General features: G+C 36.9%; 20 protein-coding genes. 6 read left to right on the forward strand and 14 right to left on the reverse strand.

The window, feature by feature from the left end; translation table 11 throughout:
* Positions 1-284: 284 nt before the first annotated feature.
* The 10 genes from inhA2 to ACQVV1_RS14475 all read right to left on the reverse strand — a co-directional run bounded on the left by inhA2 (position 285) and on the right by ACQVV1_RS14475 (position 11,720).
* Positions 285-2,684: a M6 family metalloprotease immune inhibitor InhA2 gene (gene inhA2, locus ACQVV1_RS14430; protein WP_242255358.1), complete on the reverse strand. Its 2,400-nt coding sequence runs from the start codon at positions 2,682-2,684 to the stop codon at positions 285-287.
* 469 nt (positions 2,685-3,153) lie between these two features.
* Positions 3,154-3,801: a fructose-6-phosphate aldolase gene (fsa, locus tag ACQVV1_RS14435; protein WP_000667666.1), complete on the reverse strand. Its 648-nt coding sequence runs from the start codon at positions 3,799-3,801 to the stop codon at positions 3,154-3,156.
* Positions 3,802-3,835: 34 nt separating this feature from the next.
* Positions 3,836-4,762, reverse strand: coding sequence for a ribose ABC transporter substrate-binding protein RbsB (gene rbsB / locus ACQVV1_RS14440; RefSeq protein WP_242255360.1), 927 nt, complete (start codon positions 4,760-4,762; stop codon positions 3,836-3,838).
* Between the two features lie 14 nt (positions 4,763-4,776).
* On the reverse strand, positions 4,777-5,712 hold the full coding sequence (locus ACQVV1_RS14445; protein WP_242255361.1) for an ABC transporter permease subunit: 936 nt from the start codon (positions 5,710-5,712) through the stop codon (positions 4,777-4,779).
* A gap of 2 nt (positions 5,713-5,714) precedes the next feature.
* A complete protein-coding gene (gene rbsA, locus ACQVV1_RS14450) occupies positions 5,715-7,199 on the reverse strand; it encodes a ribose ABC transporter ATP-binding protein RbsA (protein ID WP_242255363.1) in 1,485 nt (494 codons plus the stop codon).
* A gap of 18 nt (positions 7,200-7,217) precedes the next feature.
* Positions 7,218-7,613, reverse strand: a complete 396-nt coding sequence (gene rbsD, locus ACQVV1_RS14455) for a D-ribose pyranase (RefSeq protein ID WP_309259708.1) — start codon at positions 7,611-7,613, stop codon at positions 7,218-7,220.
* Positions 7,610-8,506 (reverse strand): ribokinase, encoded by an 897-nt coding sequence (gene rbsK, locus ACQVV1_RS14460; RefSeq protein ID WP_199677902.1) that lies wholly within the window; start codon positions 8,504-8,506, stop codon positions 7,610-7,612. Before rbsK ends, rbsD begins: the two co-directional genes overlap by 4 nt.
* 13 nt (positions 8,507-8,519) lie before the next feature.
* Entirely contained in the window at positions 8,520-9,491 is a 972-nt protein-coding gene (gene rbsR, locus ACQVV1_RS14465; protein ID WP_431169022.1) for a ribose operon transcriptional repressor RbsR, read from the reverse strand.
* A 137-nt stretch (positions 9,492-9,628) separates the two neighbouring features.
* On the reverse strand, positions 9,629-11,242 hold the full coding sequence (locus ACQVV1_RS14470) for an MDR family MFS transporter (RefSeq protein ID WP_242255367.1): 1,614 nt from the start codon (positions 11,240-11,242) through the stop codon (positions 9,629-9,631).
* A gap of 19 nt (positions 11,243-11,261) precedes the next feature.
* The gene (locus ACQVV1_RS14475) at positions 11,262-11,720 is read right to left on the reverse strand and encodes a MarR family winged helix-turn-helix transcriptional regulator (RefSeq protein WP_063225122.1); all 459 of its coding nucleotides are present in this window, start codon (positions 11,718-11,720) and stop codon (positions 11,262-11,264) included.
* A gap of 272 nt (positions 11,721-11,992) precedes the next feature.
* Between ACQVV1_RS14475 and glpT the strand changes: the two genes are divergently transcribed.
* From glpT to opp4A, 6 genes are all read left to right on the forward strand, one after another.
* Positions 11,993-13,342 carry a glycerol-3-phosphate transporter gene (gene glpT, locus ACQVV1_RS14480; RefSeq protein ID WP_063225123.1) on the forward strand — a complete coding sequence of 450 codons (1,350 nt, stop codon included), beginning with the start codon at positions 11,993-11,995 and terminating at the stop codon, positions 13,340-13,342.
* A 283-nt stretch (positions 13,343-13,625) separates the two neighbouring features.
* Positions 13,626-14,645, forward strand: a complete 1,020-nt coding sequence (locus ACQVV1_RS14485) for an ABC transporter ATP-binding protein (protein WP_063225124.1) — start codon at positions 13,626-13,628, stop codon at positions 14,643-14,645.
* Positions 14,632-15,558 carry an ABC transporter ATP-binding protein gene (locus ACQVV1_RS14490; RefSeq protein ID WP_431169023.1) on the forward strand — a complete coding sequence of 309 codons (927 nt, stop codon included), beginning with the start codon at positions 14,632-14,634 and terminating at the stop codon, positions 15,556-15,558. Before ACQVV1_RS14485 ends, ACQVV1_RS14490 begins: the two co-directional genes overlap by 14 nt.
* 14 nt (positions 15,559-15,572) lie before the next feature.
* Positions 15,573-16,538 carry an oligopeptide ABC transporter permease gene (gene opp4B / locus ACQVV1_RS14495; RefSeq protein WP_063225126.1) on the forward strand — a complete coding sequence of 322 codons (966 nt, stop codon included), beginning with the start codon at positions 15,573-15,575 and terminating at the stop codon, positions 16,536-16,538.
* Between the two features lie 17 nt (positions 16,539-16,555).
* Positions 16,556-17,461, forward strand: a complete 906-nt coding sequence (locus ACQVV1_RS14500) for an ABC transporter permease (protein ID WP_063225127.1) — start codon at positions 16,556-16,558, stop codon at positions 17,459-17,461.
* 12 nt (positions 17,462-17,473) lie between these two features.
* On the forward strand, positions 17,474-19,249 hold the full coding sequence (opp4A, locus tag ACQVV1_RS14505; protein ID WP_063225128.1) for an oligopeptide ABC transporter substrate-binding protein: 1,776 nt from the start codon (positions 17,474-17,476) through the stop codon (positions 19,247-19,249).
* Positions 19,250-19,349: 100 nt separating this feature from the next.
* On the opposite strand, the gene ACQVV1_RS14510 is transcribed toward opp4A, so the two are convergent.
* From ACQVV1_RS14510 to ACQVV1_RS14525, 4 genes are all read right to left on the reverse strand, one after another.
* Positions 19,350-19,475, reverse strand: coding sequence for a DUF4027 family protein (locus ACQVV1_RS14510; protein WP_080468770.1), 126 nt, complete (start codon positions 19,473-19,475; stop codon positions 19,350-19,352).
* A gap of 199 nt (positions 19,476-19,674) precedes the next feature.
* A complete protein-coding gene (locus ACQVV1_RS14515; protein ID WP_000277989.1) occupies positions 19,675-20,097 on the reverse strand; it encodes a universal stress protein in 423 nt (140 codons plus the stop codon).
* A 65-nt stretch (positions 20,098-20,162) separates the two neighbouring features.
* Complete coding sequence (locus tag ACQVV1_RS14520) at positions 20,163-21,614, reverse strand: SulP family inorganic anion transporter (RefSeq protein ID WP_063225129.1); 1,452 nt, start codon at positions 21,612-21,614, stop codon at positions 20,163-20,165.
* Positions 21,615-21,771: 157 nt separating this feature from the next.
* Positions 21,772-23,019, reverse strand: coding sequence for a cell wall-binding repeat-containing protein (locus tag ACQVV1_RS14525; RefSeq protein WP_431169024.1), 1,248 nt, complete (start codon positions 23,017-23,019; stop codon positions 21,772-21,774).
* Positions 23,020-23,079 lie beyond the last annotated feature (60 nt).

A 23,079-nucleotide genomic window follows, 5' to 3' on the forward strand; every position in this document is an offset into this window, starting at 1 on the left:
CTATCGAATAGCGCTCTTTTATTGCCGAATATATTACTTTTGTGTATAGCCAAGTAACAATGTAAATAAATTAAACTGTAAAGGCAATACTACATTTCTTCTTTTACAAAAAAAGTGTATCAATACCAACGATACTTCGACAATTTCCTCGGAAATATTTCCTTTCCCTACAGAATTTGATACACTACATATGAACAGACACTTGTATTACATAAGCTAAAATAATAACTTACTGTACAAATTCAAAAGCACATTCTTCATATGAAGAATGTGCTTTTCTGTTATTAACGTTTAATCCAAACAGCGCCTGCTGATTTATCCTCTGCTTGTCCAACAACTTGGAATTTAAGTCCGAGGTTCGGAACTTTTCTTCCTGCGTCTGCAATTTGTTTGTTACTATATACTTTTGAATCATCAAAAGTTGTAACACCTTGTAATCCAGAATAGTTAAACTGTCCACGTGTTAATGAATTTACACTCCATGCTGGTGTTTGATCAAACGAAAATGCAGCGTCCGCAATTTGCATACCTGTATTACCGTACGCTGGTTTCCCATTTAAATTACCAACAAACGCTTCTGGATGAGAGTCTACAACCCCAAGGAAGCCTTCACCTGGATGCACCCCAACCCAGTTATCTTTAAAGCTATCATCTGCATACCAAACGACAAGACCTGTATTATACACTGGACCTTTCCCTGCTTTTAATCCATTATCTGATCCCGCATAGTTTCTCCACTCTAAGTAGTAATAATGAGCTTTTTTCTCTGTCCCTTCAGAAACAACGAATCCATTTAACTGCATTTTAGATGTTCCTTCTGTGTCATCAGAAAATACTACTTGTCCATCAACAGTTACATTTACATTATCCATCGCGAAACCTTTATATGTTACAGCTGGATCTGTAATATAATCGAATTGCAGTTTCACTTTTTTTCCTTTAAATTGACTTAAATCATATGATTTATCAATCCATTTTCCGTCTGTTGTATCTTTATCTCCCTGGACTACTTTTTCTCCAAGTCTATCAATTAATGTTTTCGTTCCATCTTCTGTTACTGCATGCACTTCAACAAAATCGCACTCTGCTTCTAACTCATAATTTGCTTTATAATCGAATTTTGCATTTATTCCTTTTGTTAAATCCAAGAACGGTGTTTCTAATGTTGTATGCATATCATCGCCTCTTGTACTATAATATGCATGCTTTCCAAACTCTGGTTTAATCGTTTCAACACTTTTACCTGGTAAGTTAACACGTACAACGCCTGGACGATTAGATTTCGTAACACTTTGATCAATATATGTAGGAACTCCTACACCGTGCTTAATTTTATCGTAATCTACTTCTAAAATTTTTGCCCAGTTGCCACCCATATTCTTTTGTAAGAAATCTTTATTTTGTGGCGAGAAACTAGTTGGCTCTGTTCCTGCAATTTTCCCTGTCCAACTACCTCCACTCATTAGTGACCAAGCTTCGACAGGTGAACCAGTTCCAGTATATTTCGTGTCATATTCATCTGGTAAGCCAAGGTCATGTCCAAATTCATGCGCAAATACACCTACTGCTCCATCTTCTGGTTCAATTGTGTAATCATGTGCTGCTACTTTTCCACCAAAGTAATCTACCTCTGATTTTGTGCCTTCAATCGCTACTGGATCTATTGCTAATTTTGAACGATGTGACCAAATTGCATCATCACCTAATTTACCGCCACCAGCTTCTTGACCAACACCAGCATGGATTACCATTAAATGATCAATTACACCGTCAGGTTCATTTTGATTTCCATCACTATTTGTATCATATCTATCAAACTGATCAAATTGAGATAAATCTAAACCTTTCTCAGCAGCTGCATGTAAAGCTTCTTTCACTAAATCACGTGCGCCTTTTGGACCTTTGTTATCATGACCACTGCTACCATCAGCACCGTAGTCAGACGCTTTTCCTGGGACAGTTAGCCATTCTGTTACATATCCATCAGTCGTATAACTACCGCCAGACTGCTCTTCATAATATTGTTTAAACGTTTTTACTTTTGAACCATCAAATAATGTGTACGGCTCATTACCAAATAACATTTTTTGATAATGCTCTCTACTAAAGTCATTCGAATACATATACCCTGGCGTTTGATCAATATTATTATGTTTATAATCACTAAATTCAACGAGTAATACTAATACTTTATCATTTCGAACAGTTCCCTTATACGGTGCTTGCTTCGCTTTAGAAGTTGGGACTTGTCCATTCAATTGCTTTTTATTTGGTTCTGGCTTTTGCTCAGGACTAACATTTCTTTCAGGTTTCTTTACCTTTTCCTTTTCTTCCATTTTTTTCTCTTTTACTTTTTTCACGAAATCAGATGCCTCTTTAGCAGTATCAGCTGGAAGAATTTCTTTATTTGCCTGATCCCCTTGTTTCTTTTCAATGTACTTTTCTACGGCTTTTTTCGTTTCTTCTTTAGACGATGCTGGATTGATTGTTCCTCTTTCTTTCAACGCTTCCGCTAAACGATCTTCTTGAATTAAATTGTAATCAATTGGTGTTGTAGATACATTGTCTTTCTCTTTTGCTGGCGTTTCTGCGTATGCTAATGGAGCACTCATTACAGATGTGCATCCGATAATTGCCGCAATTGCTAATGACGATAACACTTTAAATGGCGCTTTTCTTCTCATTCCATTTCTCTCCTTTTATAAAACTTAAAATTCAGATAAATAGTTGCATTTTTGTCGAAATCCCTGTTTACTACCTCCCTATATAAAAAGGCATAATTCTATAAACGTTAAACTTTCTGTTATAGAATCATGCCCTCCAGTTTTCTGGTCAGACCCTCTATCTGTTTATCCCGCTTTAACGGGCAGTAAGACTCCCACCTCAAAATTCGGTGAATGCGAGGAAGTTAGGTGTGAGATAACTGCCCGTAAAAGCCCAATTGGTTCAACTAATAATTAGTGGGGGAATAAACAAAGCCCCCCACTAATTAAAGTTTCACTTTATATCAAAATATGAAAAATAAAGAGTGATTTGTATATATTAAATAGTTTATATAACAAATTTAAAAGACAATATGCAAAATTGCATGAAAATTCTTTTAAATATAAAAAAAGAATCCTAGTCAATTAAACTAGGATTCTTGATTTTCTATTATTTCTCTTGTGTTTTTTCCCAATCAGCTAAGAATTTCTCAATTCCTTGATCTGTTAATGGGTGCTTCACTAATGAAGCAATTACGTTTGCTGGGATTGTTGCAATATGTGCACCATTTAATGCTGCATCAGTTACGTGAACACTGTGACGTACAGATGCTGCGATGATTTCTGTTTCGATTCCGTGAATTGCAAAGATTTCTGCGATTTGGCGGATTAAGTCCATACCGTTATGACCGATATCATCTAAGCGACCTAAGAATGGTGATACATATGTTGCACCAGCACGAGCTGCAAGTAATGCTTGAACTGCTGAGAATACTAATGTAACGTTTGTACGAATCCCTAAATCAGAGAATGCTTTTACTGCTTTTAAACCTTCTGTTGTCATTGGTACTTTTACAACAACGTTTGGAGCAATCTTCGCTAATTCTTTTCCTTCTTCAATCATTTTATCAGCTTCTAAGCTAATTACTTCTGCGCTTACAGGTCCTTCTATAAAGCTGCAAATTTCACGAATACGCTCATGGAAATCTACGCCTTCTTTTGCTACAAGTGATGGGTTTGTCGTTACTCCAGCTACTACGCCTAATGCATTTGCCTCTTTAATTTCGTTAATGTTTGCTGTATCAATAAAGAATTTCATTTGTTATTCTTCCTTCCTAATTTTCAATTTATATTTATTTGTTTTTCTTAATAAGCTCTAATTCAATCGGAATAGATTTGTCCACTTTTTTACCTTGTGTGATTTCTTTTGCTGTTTGCATCGCCTTCTCCCCGATTAATTCCGGTTTTTGAGCAACTGTTGCAGCCATACGCCCATCTTTAACCGCTTTTACAGCATCTTCTGTTGCATCAAACCCAACAACGACTACATCCGTTTTTCCGGCAGACTTCAATGCTTCAAGTGCCCCTAATGCCATCTCATCGTTATGCGCAAACACCGCTTTAATATCACCATTTGCTTGCAAAATGTTTTCCATAACAGATAATCCTTTTGCTCTATCAAAATCAGCTGCTTGTTTGGCAACTACTTTTAAAGACTTATCAGCTACCTTATGGAATCCTTTCCCGCGCTCACGAGCAGCAGAAGAGCCAGGGATTCCTTCTAATTCAGCAACGTTTGCTCCCTCGCCGACTAATTCACGAATGTAATCACTAGCCATTTGACCACCTTCAATGTTATTAGAGGCAATGTGAGAAACAACTTTACCTGAATTTGCAACGCGGTCTACTGTAATAACAGGGACATTCGCTGCATTTGCCGCACTTACTGCTGAGGCAACAGCATCTGAATCGGTTGGATTAATAACAACTACATCGACACCTTTTTGAATTAAATCTTCAACATCGTTCGTTTGCTTTGCTGCATCATTTTGTGCATCAACAGCAATCAATTCAATGCCGCTTTCTTTCGCTTTCTTTTCTGCTCCTTTTTTCAAAGTCACAAAAAATGGATTGTTTAAAGTTGAAACAGAGAATCCAACTTTAATAGTTTTATTTCGACCTTTATCGCTAGAATCCTTTGCCCATTCTGGTGGTTCCATTGAACAACCAGCAGTAATGACCATAATACATGCAACGAGTATAAGTAACCATTTCTTCATGAACTGTCCCTCCATTACGCTTCTTTTCGACGATCAATTAATACAGCTAGTAAGATTACAAGTCCTTTTACAACTTGTTGGAAGAAAGAAGATACGCCTAATAAATTTAAACCGTTATTTAATACACCGATAATAAGCACACCGATGAATGTGCCAACAATCCATCCTCTTCCTCCAGAAAGACTTGTTCCACCTAATACAACTGCTGCGATTGCATCTAATTCGTAAGAAGTACCTGCAGTTGGCTGTGCAGAATCTAGTCGTGATGTTAAGACAATACCTGCAAGCGCTGCCAAAATTCCGGAAAGACCGTAAATCATTACTTTAATTCTCGTAACATTAATACCTGATAATGCTGCTGCTTCTTCATTTCCACCAATTGCAAATGTACGGCGACCAAATGTCGTTTTCTTCAAAATGAAGTACAGTACTGCGAAAGCGATCATCATTGTAACAGCTGGTACCGGAATACCGAGAAAATAACCGCGGCCAAACATTTGGAACATTAAATGATCACCAAGACCAGTGATCGGACGTCCGTCCATATAAACAAGCGTCAACCCACGAAAAATAGTCATTGTTGCTAAAGTCGCAATAAATGGAGCTACTTTTCCCTTCGCTATGATGATACCGTTTAAAATTCCCATTACAAGACCCGCCAATAATCCAACTGCCATTGCAAGAAACGGGTCCATGCCACTTGCCATCATTCCAGCAACAAGTGCACTTGATAATGCTAAAATAGAACCTACCGATAAGTCAATACCCCCTGTTAAAATTACAAAGGTCATTCCGAATGCAATAAGCGCATTAATCGATACTTGACGCAGTATATTAAATAAATTTGGAATTTCAATAAATGCTGGATTTAAAGCTGTAATTACTACAATAATTAATACTAGTCCAATTAAAGACCCAAGTTGTTGTAATACATTCCCCTTCTTAGCCATCCTTACTCTCCCCCTGTAGCTAGTGCCATAATAGACTCTTGTGATGCCTCATCTTTCTCTAAAATGCCGCCGACTTTTCCTTCATGAATAACAAGAACGCGATCACTCATCCCTAAAACTTCTGGAAGCTCAGATGATACCATAATAACGGCATCTCCTTGCTCGGTAAGCTTATTCATAATAGAGTAAATTTCTTTTTTCGCTCCAACATCAACACCCCTTGTTGGCTCATCTAAAATGAGTAGCTGCGGGTGGATACCTAACCATTTTGCAATAACTACCTTTTGCTGATTTCCACCAGAAAGAGATTTCACTGTTTGCTCTCCACTAGCTGCTTTCACATTAAGAAGTTTCATCATGTCCGCTGTAAACTGTTGTTCTAGTCCGTTACTTAAGACACTTCCCTTTGAAAGACTTTCTAAATTCGGTAAGGCTAAATTTTCTCGAATTGAGAAATCTAACACTAACCCTTCAGATTTTCTATCCTCTGTAATGAATGCTATTCTTTGTCTAATCGCATCTATCGGACTGTCAATCTTTACTTCTTGTCCATTTATAAAAATTTGGCCAGAATCTAAAGGCTCGTATCCAAATATCGCTTTCATAATATCCGTGCGGCCGGCTCCCATCAAGCCAGCAACACCAAGGATTTCACCTTTTCTAACTTGAAACGAAACATTTTCAAACTTCCCTTTTTTCGTTCCGTTACGCATTTCAAAAATAACATCGCCAATTTGACTATTTCGTTCTGGGTAACGATCACCAATGCTGCGCCCCACCATCATACTCACTACTTCATCAAACGATGTTTCCGGAATGGATCTCTTTCCGACGTATTCCCCATCACGTAAAATCGTAATGGCATCACATATTGAAAAAATTTCTTCCATTCGGTGTGAGATATAAACAAACGAAACGCCTTCTTTACGTAATTTATTAATGACAGTAAACAACGTTTCAATTTCACGATCTGTTAATGCAGCTGTAGGTTCGTCCATAATAATAACGCTCGCGTTTGTCATTAACGCTTTCGCAATTTCGATAATTTGCTGTTGTCCAACCGATAACTCTCCTGCCAACATAGCACCTTTTACATGTAACCCTAACTCCGCTAGTTGCTGCTGCGCAATCGCGTTCATTTGACGCGTACGCAAAATACCTGTCTTCCCATACATTAACTCTTTACCGAGAAACATATTTTCAGCTACTGTTAAGTTCGATAATATATTCAATTCTTGATGTATAAATGCAATACCGTACTCTTCTGCTTCTTTCGCATTTTTAAAAGTTCGTTCTTGTCCATCAATCGTGATTGTTCCACCATCTTTTTTGTATACACCTGTTAAAATCTTCATGAGCGTTGATTTACCCGCTCCATTTTCCCCCATCAATGCATGGACTTCTCCTGTTTCAATCATAAACTGTGCATTCTTCAAAACAGAATTGCCATTGAACGCCTTTGAAATGTTTTTCATTTCAATACGCATTCCCATCACTTCCTTTTATTAAAAAATCACGCCTGCATGTAAAATTACATTGGCATAAGGAGTAGCTTCTCCTGTACGAATAATTGCTTTCGCTTTCTTCGTGTGCTCTTTAAATTGTTCATGCGATACATATTCAAATGCTGGCTCTATTAATTTCAGTTCGATTTCTTTATTTACTTCCGCATTCTTGTTAATGACTTCTTCTGCTAACGTTACTTTTTCAATTTCCATATCATCAGCTACCACTTGCAATACGTCTAAAAAGCTAGGTTTTCCAATCTCAACAGCTAAATCAATTCGTTTTACTCCGTCAGGAATTGGTAACCCGCAGTCTGCGATTACAATCGTATCTGTATGTCCAAGTGAAGCAAGGACTGATGCAATCTCACTGTTTAATACACCGTGCTTTTTCATCCGACAATCACCTGTACTTCACGTACTCTATCTCTCGTTGGCATACCGCCCTGTGCTCCAAGTTTCGTTACAGAAAGGCCACCAGCAATATTCGCAAAACGAATTGCTTTTTGAAGTGTTTCTCCTTCAGAAAGCGCAACTGCTAATGCACCATTAAATGTATCACCAGCTCCAGTCGTATCTACTACATCAACAGCAATGCTAGGAACATGTACAATCTCCGTACCATTATGGAAACGCACACCATTAGAACCTTCTGTCATCAATAGTTTATTTGGATATTTAGCCAGTAACTCTTCAATTGGTGATGTGAAATCATCTAATACGATGCGGCACTCATGTTCATTTGGCGTAATATAAGTTGCCTTTTCTAAAATATCTTCTGATAACACTTGTGCTGGCGCTGGATTTAACATAACCGGAATTTTGTGTTCCTCACAAATAGCCAATACATATTTTACTGTTTCAAGTGGAATCTCTAGTTGAAGAACAACCATATTTGCTTTTATAAGAAGATCTTTTGAACGATCTACAATCGACTCATTTACAAGAGCATTCGCCCCTTGCACGACAACAATACTGTTATCCTCTTCTGCTAAAACGATATGAGCAATTCCTGTCGCTGCATCTGTAACCGGTACCACATAGTCGATAAAAACACGTTCGTTCTCTAAATTTTTCTTAACTACAGTTCCATAATTATCGTCTCCTACCGCACCAACCATCGCTACATTTGCGCCTAATCTAGCTGCAGCAACCGCTTGGTTGGCTCCTTTCCCTCCTGGAATTGTATGAAATGCTTCACCAATTACTGTTTCCCCTGCTTTCGGACGTTTTTTTGAAACGGCTACTAAGTCCATTGAAATACTACCTACTACTGCAATATTTGGCATCTGTTTCATCTCCTTACTTCGTTGTATTTCGTTCTATAATTTCAATCGGTAAACGATAGTGTTTCTCTTCTAATACGTTTCCTTCCATCTGCTCTAATAACAGCTCTGTTGCAATTTTCCCCATTTCATAAATTGGCTGTGCAACAGTTGTAATAGATGGATACATCATCTCTGTTAAAGAAATTCCATCGAATCCGATAATTTGTAAATCATCTGGAATAGAAATCCCCTTTTGAAGCGCAGCCTTTACAATACCTATTGCAATTAAATCATTCCCTGCAACAATTCCATCAATATGTGGGTATTCTTCTAATAATTCCACCGCTACACGCTCACTATTAGCTGGATCAAATGTACTCTCTGCAATCATATAAGAAAGATTATTTTGCGTAATAACGTCTACAAAACCTTCAAAACGTTCATTAGCCGTGCTTACGTCACGCGGTCCGCGAATATGCGCAATATGTTTACAGCCTTTATCTATTAATAACTTTGTCGCTGCCTGACTCCCTACATAGTTATCTGCATATACAGTAGGAATACGCTCATTAAACATACGGTCAATTGCAACAACTGGAACAGACAACTTCATGTAATTAACACTATTTTGTGGATTGGTTGCTACAATAAATCCATCCACATTATTTTGCCTAAGTACATCAATATATTGCTTTTCTTTCTCTAAACTCTCATCAGAGTTACAAAGGACAACTGTGTATCCTTGCTTATGCGCTACATCTTCTACGGCACGTGCAACTTCTGGAAAGAATGGATTCACGATATTTGGAACAACTAAGCCAATTAAACGAGATTTTTTATTATACAGTGAACGCGCTACTGTACTAGGTTTATAATCTAGCATCTCAATTGCTCGCTCTACTTTCTTTAATGTATCTTCATGAACATATCCATTTTTATTTAACACTCTGGAAACGGTCGCAACAGATACTCCCGCTAATTTTGCAACGTCTTTAATCGTACTCATTCTCTTTCCTCTCCATTTCATGTAACCGTTTACAGAAAATAATATAACGTATTTCTAGAAATACGTCAATCATTTCTCACAAAAAAGCTTTTAAGGTTATACTCAAAAAAGCACCGCCATAAGGCGATGCTTTTTCATTACGAATAGGATACAGTTTGTTCTTTTTCTTCTACAGAAGGCTCTTCAGCGTCTTTTTTACGATCTGATAGTTTAATCTTCTGTAAGAAAATCGTAAAGATAGCACCCACTACAATGAATACTAATCCTGTTAGGAAGACAGTATGAAGTGAGTCTACTAAGGAATTTTTCAAAATTGGTACAATGCTGTTAGCAAAAGCTTCTGGCATTTGTTTTAATGCCTCTGGACTAAATAACATCGAATATAAACCTTGTGGGTCTGTATGAATCATATCTTTAAATTTCGTTACCATTTGTCCCGCTTCTTTCGGGAACGTATCTAATACAGGTACTAAATTCTTTGTTAATGTTGTACCTGAAGTGTTATTCATAATTGACCCTAAAATTGTAATACCAAATGTTCCACCGATTTGACGGAAGAACTGACTTGATGATGTTACGACACCAAGGTCTTTTTTCGGGAAGCTTTCTTGTAACGCTAATGTTAATGTTGGCATTACAAGACCCATGCCTAAACCGATAACCATCATATAAGACGTTGCAGTTAATTTAGTTGTGTGCATATCCATCGTTGTTAATAACCAGAATCCTCCAGCCATTATAAGCATTCCTGTAATAATTTGTGGTTTTACACCAACTTTTAATACAAGTTGCCCACCGATAATACTCATCACAATCATTGTAATCATCATTGGCGTCATAATTGTTCCTGATTCAGCAGCACTTACTCCTACAATTCCTTGCATAAAGAATGGTACGAACATAATCGCACCGAACATGCCAATACTCATAAAGAATCCAATCGCATTCAGTAATGTAAATGTGCGATTTTTAAAGAAATGCATCGGTAAAATCGGTTCTTCAGCTTTCGTTTCAACGATAATAAATCCTACAATACCAATTACAGCTAGTGCAAATAACCCGATAATTTGCCAAGAATCCCATGGATAATCTTTCCCGCCAAATGTTAATGCAAGTAATAAACTTACAACACCGAGAATCATTGTAAATATTCCAGCAATATCAATTTTAATTGGTCCTGTTTGTTTATGTGATTTTAATCCCATTGCAATAAAGATTGTTGCTAAAATACCAACTGGTAAGTTAATGTAGAATACCCATCTCCAGTTCACTGCGTCTACAATCCAACCACCAACTTGTGGTCCAATTACAGAAGCAAGACCGTATAACGCACCAAAAACACCTTGCCATTTTGCACGTTCTTTTCCCGTGAACATATCTCCGATAATAATCATAGCCATTGGCATCATAATACCGCCACCAAGACCTTGAATACCACGGAAAATAATTAATTCTGTCATACCATTTGCCATACCACATAACGCAGAACCAACCATAAAGATAACTAGCCCTGTTATATATACGTTACGACGACCAAGTAAATCCGCTAATTTACCTGCAATTGGTACAACTGTCGTTGATGTTAACATATAAGCTGTTGTTAACCACGTCATTAAGCTTAATCCGCCTAGTTCACCGACGATACGCGGCATTGCTGTACCAACGATTGTTCCATCTAATGCAGCAAATAGCATCGCGATTATTAAACCAATTAACAGCAACTTTCTATTTATATTTTCTTGTTGCTCCATGTAATCTCCTCAATTCCTCTTAGTTATTCTCTTTTTTCTCTTGTGTCCCGCAAATAATTGTTTCTAGCTTCTCAAAGAGACGTAACAAATCTTCTCTTTCTTGTAATTCTAAATGTGAGAAATATTTTGCAATGTGCTCATTACGAGCGATCATTGCCTCTTCTACTCTAGATTTCCCCTTTTTTGTTAACTCAATGATGACAACACGGCGATCATCTTTGTCGTGATAGCGTTCTACAAGCTCTTGGTCAATTAAGCGATCAATCATCACTGTAATTGCACTAGGCTTTACATACATCTTTTTTGCTAATTTTGTCGCTCTTGAAGCACCGTAATGATCTAAAATCTTTAAAATATAAAACTGCGGTGGTGTAAGTCCTGTTGCTTGCATTTGTTCTAATAACTCCGTCTGCATTTTCTTTCCAATCGAAAAGGCAAGAGCTTGAATTTTATCGATATGCGTCATATCATTTGGCATGTTATCCACCTCTTATTTAAGCAATAAAATATTTAATGTATTTAAATATTAATCCTACGAATAAAATCCGTCAACACTTTTTATTTATAAAAACGTTTACATTTTTGTCACAAAGTTGTATAATTTTCGACGAAGTTAATATTGACAGTCACGGAGAATCGGAGTACACGGCTATGAATCATAAAAAAGGAAACTTTTTTATATTTCATGGCCTTTTTATATTCTCTCTGCCTTACAACACTTCGAATTAATTAGGGGAGGATTTTCATTTTATGTTTTTCACACAATTATTTAAGCCTGCGCCCCACGCGGAACGCTTACCAGCTGATCGCGTTGATAGCGAATACCGTAAATTACGTTTACAAGTATTCTTAGGTATCTTCATCGGTTATGCAGGTTACTACTTTGTTCGAAAAAACTTTTCACTAGCAATGCCATACTTAATCGAACAAGGCTTTAGTAAAGGCGAACTTGGGGTTATCCTTTCAGCAGTATCTATCGCTTACGGATTAAGTAAATTTCTTATGGGTATCGTATCCGACCGTTGTAATCCTCGCTACTTTTTAGCAGCTGGGCTATTTTTATCAGGTATCATTAATATTATTTTCGGCTCATTTTCTTTCATTACAACGAGCATCATACTTATGTTTGTACTTCAGTTTTTAAATGGGTGGGTACAAGGTATGGGATGGCCTCCTTGTGGTCGTACGATGGTTCACTGGTTCTCTATTAGTGAACGTGGTACAAAAATGTCTATTTGGAACGTCGCTCATAATGTCGGCGGCGCACTTATGCCTTCTCTTGTAACATTAGGATTATACTTCTTTGCAAATGACTGGAAGAGTATTTTTTACTTCCCAGGTATTCTTTCAATTTTAGTTGGTATTTATGTGTTAATTACGATGAGAGATACACCTCAATCTTGCGGATTACCTTCTATCGAGGAACATACTGGAGAATATCCAACAGATGAAAAAGTACAAGATCGCGAACGCGAACTTTCGGTAAAGGAAATTTTATTTAAATACGTACTAAACAATAAATTTTTATGGTACATCGCTATCGCGAACGTTTTCGTATATTTCGTACGTTACGGCGTTGTAGACTGGGCTCCTACTTATTTAGTAGAGGAAAAAAGCTTTACTCATAGTAGCTCACGTACCGCTTACGCTCTATATGAATGGGCTGGTATTCCAGGTACGCTTCTTTGTGGATGGATGAGTGATAAACTATTTAAAGGACGCCGCGCACCTGCTGGTATTTTATTTATGGTTGGTGTATTTATCGCCGTTCTTGTTTACTGGCTAAACCCTCCTGGTAATCCAATGGTTGATAGTATCGCACTTGTCGCGATTGGATTTTTAATTTACGGACCTGTTATGTTAATTGGTCTACACGCTCTTGACTTAGCACCAAAGAAAGCGGCTGGAACTGCAGCAGGCTTAACTGGCTTCTTCGGTTACTTAGGTGGAGCAACTTTCGCCAGTGCCGCTATGGGCTTTATCGTAGATGCATTCGGATGGGATGGCGGATTCATCTTATTACTTGCATCTTGTGTACTTGCAATGTTCTTCCTTGCTCTTACTTTAAATACAGGGTCAGTAAAACAAAAGCAAGCTTAAGCACTAATATTATTCTTATCAAAAAAAGAGAGACTGTTCTTTCGAGAACACCTCTCTTTTTTCTACATATAAATCTTTTTTCCTACAAAAGATTTATTTCCCTACCCTATACATGTTAGCGTTTTCAAAGCACTCCAACTACTTATATAAATGCATCCAATCTTTATATAAAAAGATTTTTGAATATTTTTTCAACTTGTGCTTGTCAAACATTGTCAATTTATATTAAAATAACAACAACATACAAAATATTTAGTCTTTTCAGAAAGATGGAGGGATAGCCATGAAGAATCCACTTCTTCGCATTGAAAACTTACAGACTTCCTTTCGTATACAAGATCAATATCATGCCGCAGTTGATGATGTTTCGTTAACTGTCCATGAAAATGAAATTGTCGCGATAGTTGGTGAATCAGGTTGCGGAAAAAGTGCACTTGCCCTTTCTATTATGCGACTGCATAATGAAGCAAATACAAAGTTACAAGGGCAGCTTAACTATAGAGATAAGGATTTGCTAACTATGTCAGCCGCAGAGATGAATAAAGTACGCGGCTCAAACATCGGCATGATTTTCCAAGAACCTCTTACAGCACTCGATCCTCTTATGACAGTTGGAAAACAAATCGAAGAAAACTTAGACTACCACACAAGCCTTTCAAAAGTTGAAAAGAAAGAACGCACCTTAGAACTACTTCATCAAGTTGGTATTCCAAAACCAGAACTTACATATAAACAATACCCACACGAATTATCTGGCGGAATGAGACAAAGAATTGTTATCGCAATTGCAATTGCTTGTAACCCAGCACTCATTATTGCAGATGAGCCAACAACGGCTCTTGACGTAACCATCCAAGCACAAATTTTAGACTTACTAAAATCTATTCAAGAACAAACGAAAATGGGCATCATTTTAATTACTCATGATTTAAGTGTTGTTGCAGAAACAGCTGATCGTATCGTCGTTATGTACGCTGGACAAGTTGTAGAAACAGGAAAAGTTGAAGAGATTTTTAACAATCCTCTTCACCCATATACTCGTTCTCTATTAAACTCCATTCCATCTGCGTATGCTGAAAAAGAAAAATTGCATGTAATTCAAGGGGTAGTTCCTTCGTTAGCGAAACTTCCTCGCACAGGTTGCCGTTTCCAAGCTCGAATTCCATGGATTAGACCTGATCAACACGAGGAAAATCCAATTTTACATGAAGTAAAACCAGACCATTGGGTACGTTGTACTTGCTACAAGCATTTCAACTTCCAAGATAAGAAAGGAGATGACGTAACTCATGGCACTGCTTAAAGTAGAAGATTTAAAAGTACATTTTCCAATTAAAGGTGGTTTCTTCGGACGCACATTAGATTACGTGCGCGCTGTCGATGGTGTAAGTTTTGAATTACAACCAGGTGAAACATACGGGATTGTTGGTGAATCAGGAAGTGGCAAATCAACAACGGGTAAAGCAATTATGCATTTAACGAAAGCAACAGAGGGTAGCATTCATTTTAATAATAGAGATTTAACAAAATTAAGTCGCTCTGAGCTACGTGAACAACGAAAAGATATTCAAATGATTTTCCAAGATCCTTATTCATCATTAAATCCGAAGAAACGTGTTCTCGACATTATTGCTGAGCCTCTTCGAAATTTTGAGAAGCTCTCACCTGATGACGAACGTAGAGCAGTTCAAGAATATCTTGATAAAGTTGGTCTAAATCCAGAGTCTATTTATAAATATCCACATGAATTTTCCGGTGGACAAAGGCAGCGGATTGGTATTGCACGCGCTCTTACTTTAAAACCGAAGCTTATTATTGCGGATGAGCCAGTATCTGCGCTTGACGTGTCTGTACAGGCACAAGTGTTAAACTTCTTGCAAGATTTACAAGCTGAACTCGGACTAACATACTTATTCATTAGTCATGATTTAGGTGTAATTCGTCATATGTGTGACCGTATCGGTGTTATGTATCGCGGACGCATTGTCGAAGAAGCAACTAGTACAGAAATTTATAATAATCCGCAACATATTTATACGAAACGCCTAATATCAGCAATTCCTGATATTCGTCCTGAAAAAAGAGAACAACAGCGTAAGCTCCGTCAACAAGTAAGCTCTGAGTACGAGAAATCATACGAAAATTATTTCAATGAAAACGGTCGGGCTTATGACTTAAAAGCAATCTCGCCAACGCACCGGGTGGCATTACCATAAGGGAGTGATAAAACATGTGGAAGTTTATATTACGGAGATTTTTAGTGATGATCCCGCAATTATTCGTGTTAAGTATACTTGTCTTTCTACTAGCTAAAGCAATGCCTGGCGATGCCTTAACCGGCAGAGCGATGAATCCAAAAGCGGATCCAAAAGTGATTGAAGAACAACGTGAAAAGCTTGGATTAAATGACCCAGTTGCAACACAATATGTTCGCTGGATTAAAAATGCCGTCCAAGGTGACTTCGGTATTTCCTATGCACATAAAATGAAGGTAACCGATTTAATTGGAGAACGACTTGGAAATACAGTATCTTTAGCACTTGTCATTCTTATTCTTACTTATTTAATTGCCATACCACTAGGAGTTATAAGTGGGCGGTGGAACGATACCTGGGCTGATCGACTCATTACCATTTACAACTATCTAGGTTTTGCTACACCACTATTTATATTTGCATTAATTATGCTCTTCCTATTCGGATTTAAGTTTGCAATATTCCCAACCGGCGGTAGCGTTGATCCTCAAGTTGCAACAGGTACATTTGCTTATTATTTAAGTAAATTGAATCACATGCTATTACCAGCTTTATCTGGTGCATTAATTGCGACAGTTGGTACGGTTCAATATTTACGAAGCGAAATTATTGATACGAAGCATAAAGATTTTGTGCGTACAGTAAGAGCAAAAGGTGTTCCAGAATCAAAAATCTATTCTAGACATATTTTACGAAATTCATTCTTACCAATTGCAGCCTTCTTAGGCTATGAAATTACAGGATTAGTTGGCGGTGCCATCTTTTTAGAAAGTATTTTTAGCTATCCAGGAATTGGACAACTATTTATACAATCTATCTCTCAACGTGATTTTAGTGTAATAACTGCACTCGTTATGTTTACTGGATTTGCAACGTTACTTGGAACTCTCCTTTCAGATATTATTCTAAGCATCGTCGATCCACGTATTCGTATTGATTAAAGAAAGGAGATGACGTTATGTTAGCAAACCCTGAAAAACAAACTGAAGTTATTCATTACGAAAAAAGCCCTTCTGGTTTCTCTATTATGTGGCGAGAACTTCGTAAAGATAAATTAGCAATGTTTTCACTTATTTTCCTAGCAATCTTATTACTAGCAGTCTACACAACATCTTTTATTATGAAACAAGAAGATATTGTACGAGTTGATTTATTCGCTATTTATGCTCCTCCCTCTGCTGAACATTGGTTAGGAACAGATTACGGAGGACGCGACATTTTCGGCCAACTTATTATTGGTACACGTAACTCCTTTACAATTGGATTAGCAATTACTATTCTTTCTTGTTTAATTGGTCTTTCAATTGGATTAATTGCCGGGTATTTTGGAGGAGCTATTGATAATATCATTATGCGCATTATCGACTTTGTTATGGTTTTACCATTTTTAATGCTTGTAATTGTATTTATTACACTTGTTCCTACATTCAATATTTTTACTTTCATTTTAATTATGAGCGTGTTCTTATGGACAGGAAAGGCCAGATTAATTCGCTCAAAAGTATTAACTGAAAAAGAACTAGATTATGTCTCTGCATCTAAAACTTTAGGAACACCAAACTGGAAAATCATCCTTTTCCAAGTACTACCTAACTTAAGTTCAATTATCATCGTTAGTATTACATTAAATCTTGCTGGAAACATTGGTATTGAATCTGGTCTAACTTTCTTAGGATTTGGTCTACCAGAAAGTACACCAAGCCTTGGTACACTTGTTAGTTATGCTAGAAATCCAGATGTATTACAAGAAAAATGGTGGATTTGGTTACCCGCATCAGTCATGATTTTAACATTGATGCTGTGTATAAATTTTATTGGTCAAGCGTTACGCCGCTCGGCCGACGCAAGACAAAGAAAAGGATAAGGGGTGGAAGAAATGACGAATAAGCCAAAGTTTTTCAAAGTATTAAGTACACTTGCGGTTTCAACATTACTACTTTCAGCATGTGGGGGCAGTGGTGGTAGTGAAAAAACGAGCAGCACAAAAAAAGTAGATACAAATAAATTTAGTGCATCTGTTAAAAATGATAAAAAGGAAATTAAAGATGGTTCATTAACTTATGGTCTTGTTTCTAACACACCATTTGAAGGACTTTTGAACTTCGCTGTATATGAAGGAGATCCTGATAACCAGGTCATTACAATTTTCGATGAGTCTTTATTATCAAATGACGAAAACTGGGAATACACGAATGATGGTGCTGCTACATATGAAATTTCTAAAGATAAAAAGACAATTACACTAAAAATTAAAGATAATGTAAAATGGCATGATGGAAACCCTGTTACTGCTGAGGATTTAGAATACTCTTATCTAGTAATTGGTAGCAAACAATATGCTGGTTCTCGCTATGACACTCAAATGCAAATGATTGAAGGTATGGAAGATTACCACAATGGAAAAGCCGATAAAATTTCAGGTATAAAGGTAACGGATCCAAAAACAATTTCGATTACATTTAAAACAGAGAATCCTTCAGTGAAAACTGGGCTTTGGGCATACCCTCTTCATAAGAAATACTTAGGAGATGTACCAATCGATAAATTAGCAGAATCTGATAAAATCCGTAAAAACCCAATTGGTTTCGGACCTTTTAAAGTGAAGAAAATTACGCCAGGAGAATCCGTTGAATTTGAACGTTTTGATGACTATTATGGTGGAAAACCAAAACTGAAAAGCATGGTTTTAAAAGTTGTTAACCCTTCCGTTGTTAACGCGTCCTTAAAAAATGGTGATATTGATATCGCTGAAGTAAGTGCAGATCAATATCCAAATGTAAGTAAATTAAAAAATGCACAATTAGTCGGTAAAACCGATTTATACTATAGCTATATCGGTTTTAAATTAGGCCATATGGATAAAGAAAAAGAAGAAGTAGTGATGGATAAGGAGAAATTTAAAGATGTTCGTGTACGTCAAGCAATGGCGTATGCTATCGATCGAAAAGAAATTGGTGAAAAATTATATCACGGCCTACGTTATCCAGCTAACTCACCAATCCCACCATCTCTACCAAAATATCATAACAATAAAGTTGGTGCCTATGATAAAGATGTAGAGAAAGCTAAAAAGTTATTAGATGAAGCTGGCTATAAAGATACGAACGGAGATGGATTCCGTGAAGATCCGAATGGTAAAGAATTTAAAGCTAATTTCTTATCAATGAGTGGTAGCGATGTAAGTGAACCACTCGCAAAATTCTTTATCCAATCTTGGAAAGACATCGGCCTAAAAGTAGAGCTTCTTGATGGCCGCTTACATGAATTTAACTCATTCTACGATATGATTAAAAAAGATGATCCAAAAGTTGATCTTTTCGCTGCAGCTTGGGGAACTGCATCTGATCCAGACCCTTCTGGTATTTGGGCTAAAAACGCGCCGTTCAATTACACACGTTGGGCTACTGACAAAAACACAGAATTATTAAAACAAGGTATTTCTCCAAAAGCTGCTGATGAAAAGTACCGTAAAGATGTATACGATAAATGGCAAAAATTAGTTCATGATGAAGTACCATTAATTCCACTTCATTATAAATTTGACCTAAAAGGTGTAAATAATCGCGTAAAAGATTATAAATATACACCAGAAGATCAATATAAATGGGGTAACGTTAGCGTAACAAGCGATAAAGCAGAAACAGAGAAATAAGAAAATAGCTCCTGGCGCTGAGATACATGCCAGGAGCTATTTTTTCTTTACAATCCTTTTCTTGCTATTTATAATAACCAATTCCTTCCTTACTCTAAGATTAAAAGATTTGATGAATCATCTTTATTAAAATAGCTAACGTAACAGATGCAGCAAATCCCCCTAAACAAATTAAGCTTACCCCTTGACTATATGATAAATTTTGAAATGATTTCATTGCTTCCATCCTCCCTATCTCCCCTTTGATACTCTTATTTTACCAATGGGAAAAATTTCATAACATCGATTTTCCTAACAACTAACTTACAAATTTGTAAGTTAGTATTTTTTAAAACTTATATATCTAGTATGCCCACCCACTCTTCCTTTATACGTCAAAAAAGACCTCGAATTATATCAAGGTCTTAGTTACGTTCTATTTCGTTTTACTTTATAATCATCACCGGACATTTCACACGCTTTGCTATTTTATGACTGACACTACCAAGTACCATTTCTTGTAATGTATTTAATCCTCTACTCCCAGCAATAACAAGATCTATATCTCCTGTATTTACATATTGAACAATCGTATCTCCTGGATCGCCATGTAATATCGTAATTTTATAAGAAATGTTCTCTTTCTTTAATAAACCTTCAATCTCTTTTAATTTATCTTTTCGACTAGCTGATACTGTTTCTAAATCCGTTTGACCTTGTATAATATCTGACTTTGCCGTTCTATTATCTACAACATACACGACTTCAACATTTGTTTCTTCGTTAAATTTTGCAATATGTGTCGCGTGCTCAGCTGCTCGAAGTGCATGTTCAGAACCGTCACACGCTAATATAATTTGTTTATACATATGCTGAATCCCCTTTTCGTTATCCTACTCGTATTATATAATAAAGCCCCCTAAAAAGGAGGCTTCTAACTAGCAATTCTTTTATTATAAGTAGCTAAATTTGTAACAAGTTTTGCGCTACGTTCATTTAATCCTGTTATACTTACTTTCACACCAATTTGTTCATACTTCATGATAACTTTATCAATTGATGCCACTGCTGAGTCATCCCATACATGCGCATGAGTAAAGTTCATCTCAATTTCTTTCACATCTTCATTAAATGAAAAAGCATTTATAAAATCTGCCGTAGACGCAAAGAAAAGTTGACCGTGAATTTCGTATATTTTCTTATTTTCAATATATAAATGTTTCACGTGAATCTTTGCCATATTGAATGCAAATAATACAGCACTAATTACTGTACCAATAACTACGCCTAATCCTAAATTGTGAGTGATAAGAACGACTACTACTGTTACGATCATAACGAATGCATTCCCTTTTGGTACTTTATGAATCGTTGTTACAGAGTTCCAATCAAATGTTCCGATTGAAACCATAATCATAACTGCAACTAATGCTGCCATCGGAATATGAACAACATAATCACCTAAAACGAATAGTAATACGATTAAAAATCCGCCCGCTACAAACGTCGATAATCGTCCGCGTCCACCTGATTTAATATTAATAACAGATTGACCAATCATTGCACATCCTGCCATACCTCCAAAGAAACCAGCAACAACGTTTGCAATCCCTTGCCCACGTGCCTCCTTATGCTTATTACTTTCCGTATGCGTCATATCATCTAAAACTGAAGCTGTTAATAATGACTCTAATAAACCAATAATTGCAAGCATAACTGCATACGGTAAAATAATCCCTAATGTCTCAAGTGTAAAAGGCACGTCAGGAATGCTAAAGAACGGTAATTCTTTCGGCAAGCTTCCCATATCCCCTACTGTTTTCAACTGTAATCCGCTCATAAGTGCAATACTTGTCACAATAATAATGGAAATAAGTGTAGACGGAACAGCCGTCGTAATACGTGGAAATACATATATAATTACAAGACCTAATGCGACAAGTGCATACATTTGCCAATTTGCATTTTTAAAATGCGGTAATTGCGCTGTAAAAACTAAAATGCCAAGGGCATTTAAAAAACCACTCATAACTGACTTAGGGACAAACTTCATAAATGAACTCAGTTTGAACACGCCAAAAATAATTTGGACAATACCTGTTAATATTGTTGTAGCAAATAAATATTGCAAACCGTGATCCTTAACGAGCGTTACCATTAATAATGCCATTGCACCTGTTGCAGCTGAAATCATCCCAGTTCTTCCGCCAACAAATGAAATGGTAACTGCGATACAAAAAGCTGCATACAATCCAACGGTCGGATCTACACCTGCAATAACGGAGAAAGCTATCGCTTCAGGAATTAATGCTAAAGCAACGACAATTCCTGATAACACGTCCCCTTTCACATTGGAAAACCAGTCATTTTTTATCGTCTGAAACAAAATATCACTCCTCTACTCTTTTATTATTTGATTTTCTCCGTAAGAAAATCAAGGCCGACTGCACGAAGGTTATTATATAACGAGTAGAGGATTTTGTGCTATGTAAAAGTTTCCTAAAGAAAAAGGCACTACCTTAGTAGCGCCCTTGTTCATTATATTAATGTCCACCGTGTCCTTGACCACTTTCTTGTACAATCTCTAACCTCTCATCCAATATACCTTGTGTTTCAAATGAAATATCACTCGTACTTCCTAATAAGAAACCGTGATTATACGGTCCAATCGTTGGGTCATCTTTAAAATTCGGTTGAATACTAGCAAGGAAGTCATACACTGGTTGTGAGGCTTTACCTTCTTCTAACACTACAACAGGTGCGTGTTTACCCATATGTGAAAATGGTGCTCCTGCAACTGCTAAGTCTGGTGTTTTGCTTGAAACATATGATAAACCGTGGCCTGGTTTTGTGAACCCCCAGCCAAATTTCGTTTTCTCATCTTTAAATTTTGCAAATGCAATAGAATTTTCTGTTGGAGTCTCACCACTAATACGCGTTACTTTCCCGTATTTGCTTAACTCTTTTTCTACTTCTTTTGAAACGATTTTTTCTGGTCCTAATACATATATATTCGCTTTATCTTTTCTCATCTTTAATGCCTCTATCGTCGCTTCTGGCACCTTATCTTTCCCTGTATATAAAAGCGGTTCTGGCATATGAGAAATCCAGTTTACAGCTGGTGTTGTGTATAAACGTCCTTCTTCTTCAGACGAACCGATAATAACACTATTTGGGTAGCTTCCTGTTATATCAGCATATTCTTTATCCACATTTTTTGCAAATGTAGCTGGATCCGTTTCTTTTATTTGCTTTACTTTATACTCTTTTAATTGCTCCAGGATTGATGCACCGACATCCCCCATCATCATAATTTGTGTTCCATCTTTCGTTCCGAGCGGATTTAGCCGTTTTATTTCTTTTAACGTCATTTCAGGTACCTTTTCTTTTTCTATAAATAAGATCGGCCCGTTATTCGGATGATGAATAAGATCCGCACTTGCAATCCCTAATTGCCACTCGCTCACTGGCACTAAAATAACAGCGCCTGGCTGATTCTCCTTATGAGTTGCTGGCCATATCGTTTGTGAAGTTAATACAGCCATTTGCAATGGATCATTTGTGTTTAACCTCGTCACATTTTTTAAACTTGTCGTTAATAAATCATTCGATGCCCCTTCGTTCATATCTTTCGGCGCAGTTACTTCCTGCTTCATTTTCATTTCCTTTTGCTCTGTTTTCTTCTCTTCTTTAGATTCATGATTTTTATGATCTGTATTCGTTTGTCCACATGCTGCAAGACCAACTGCTGTAATTATTGTTATCCCAAAAACCCGGGTCATCTTTTTCACTATACCGCCTCCGTATGAATCATTTTCGAGCCAATATGATTATCTAAAATGGAATTTCAA

It is taken from the genome of Bacillus basilensis (assembly GCF_050630465.1).
Taxonomy (GTDB): Bacteria; Bacillota; Bacilli; order Bacillales; family Bacillaceae_G; genus Bacillus_A; species Bacillus_A basilensis.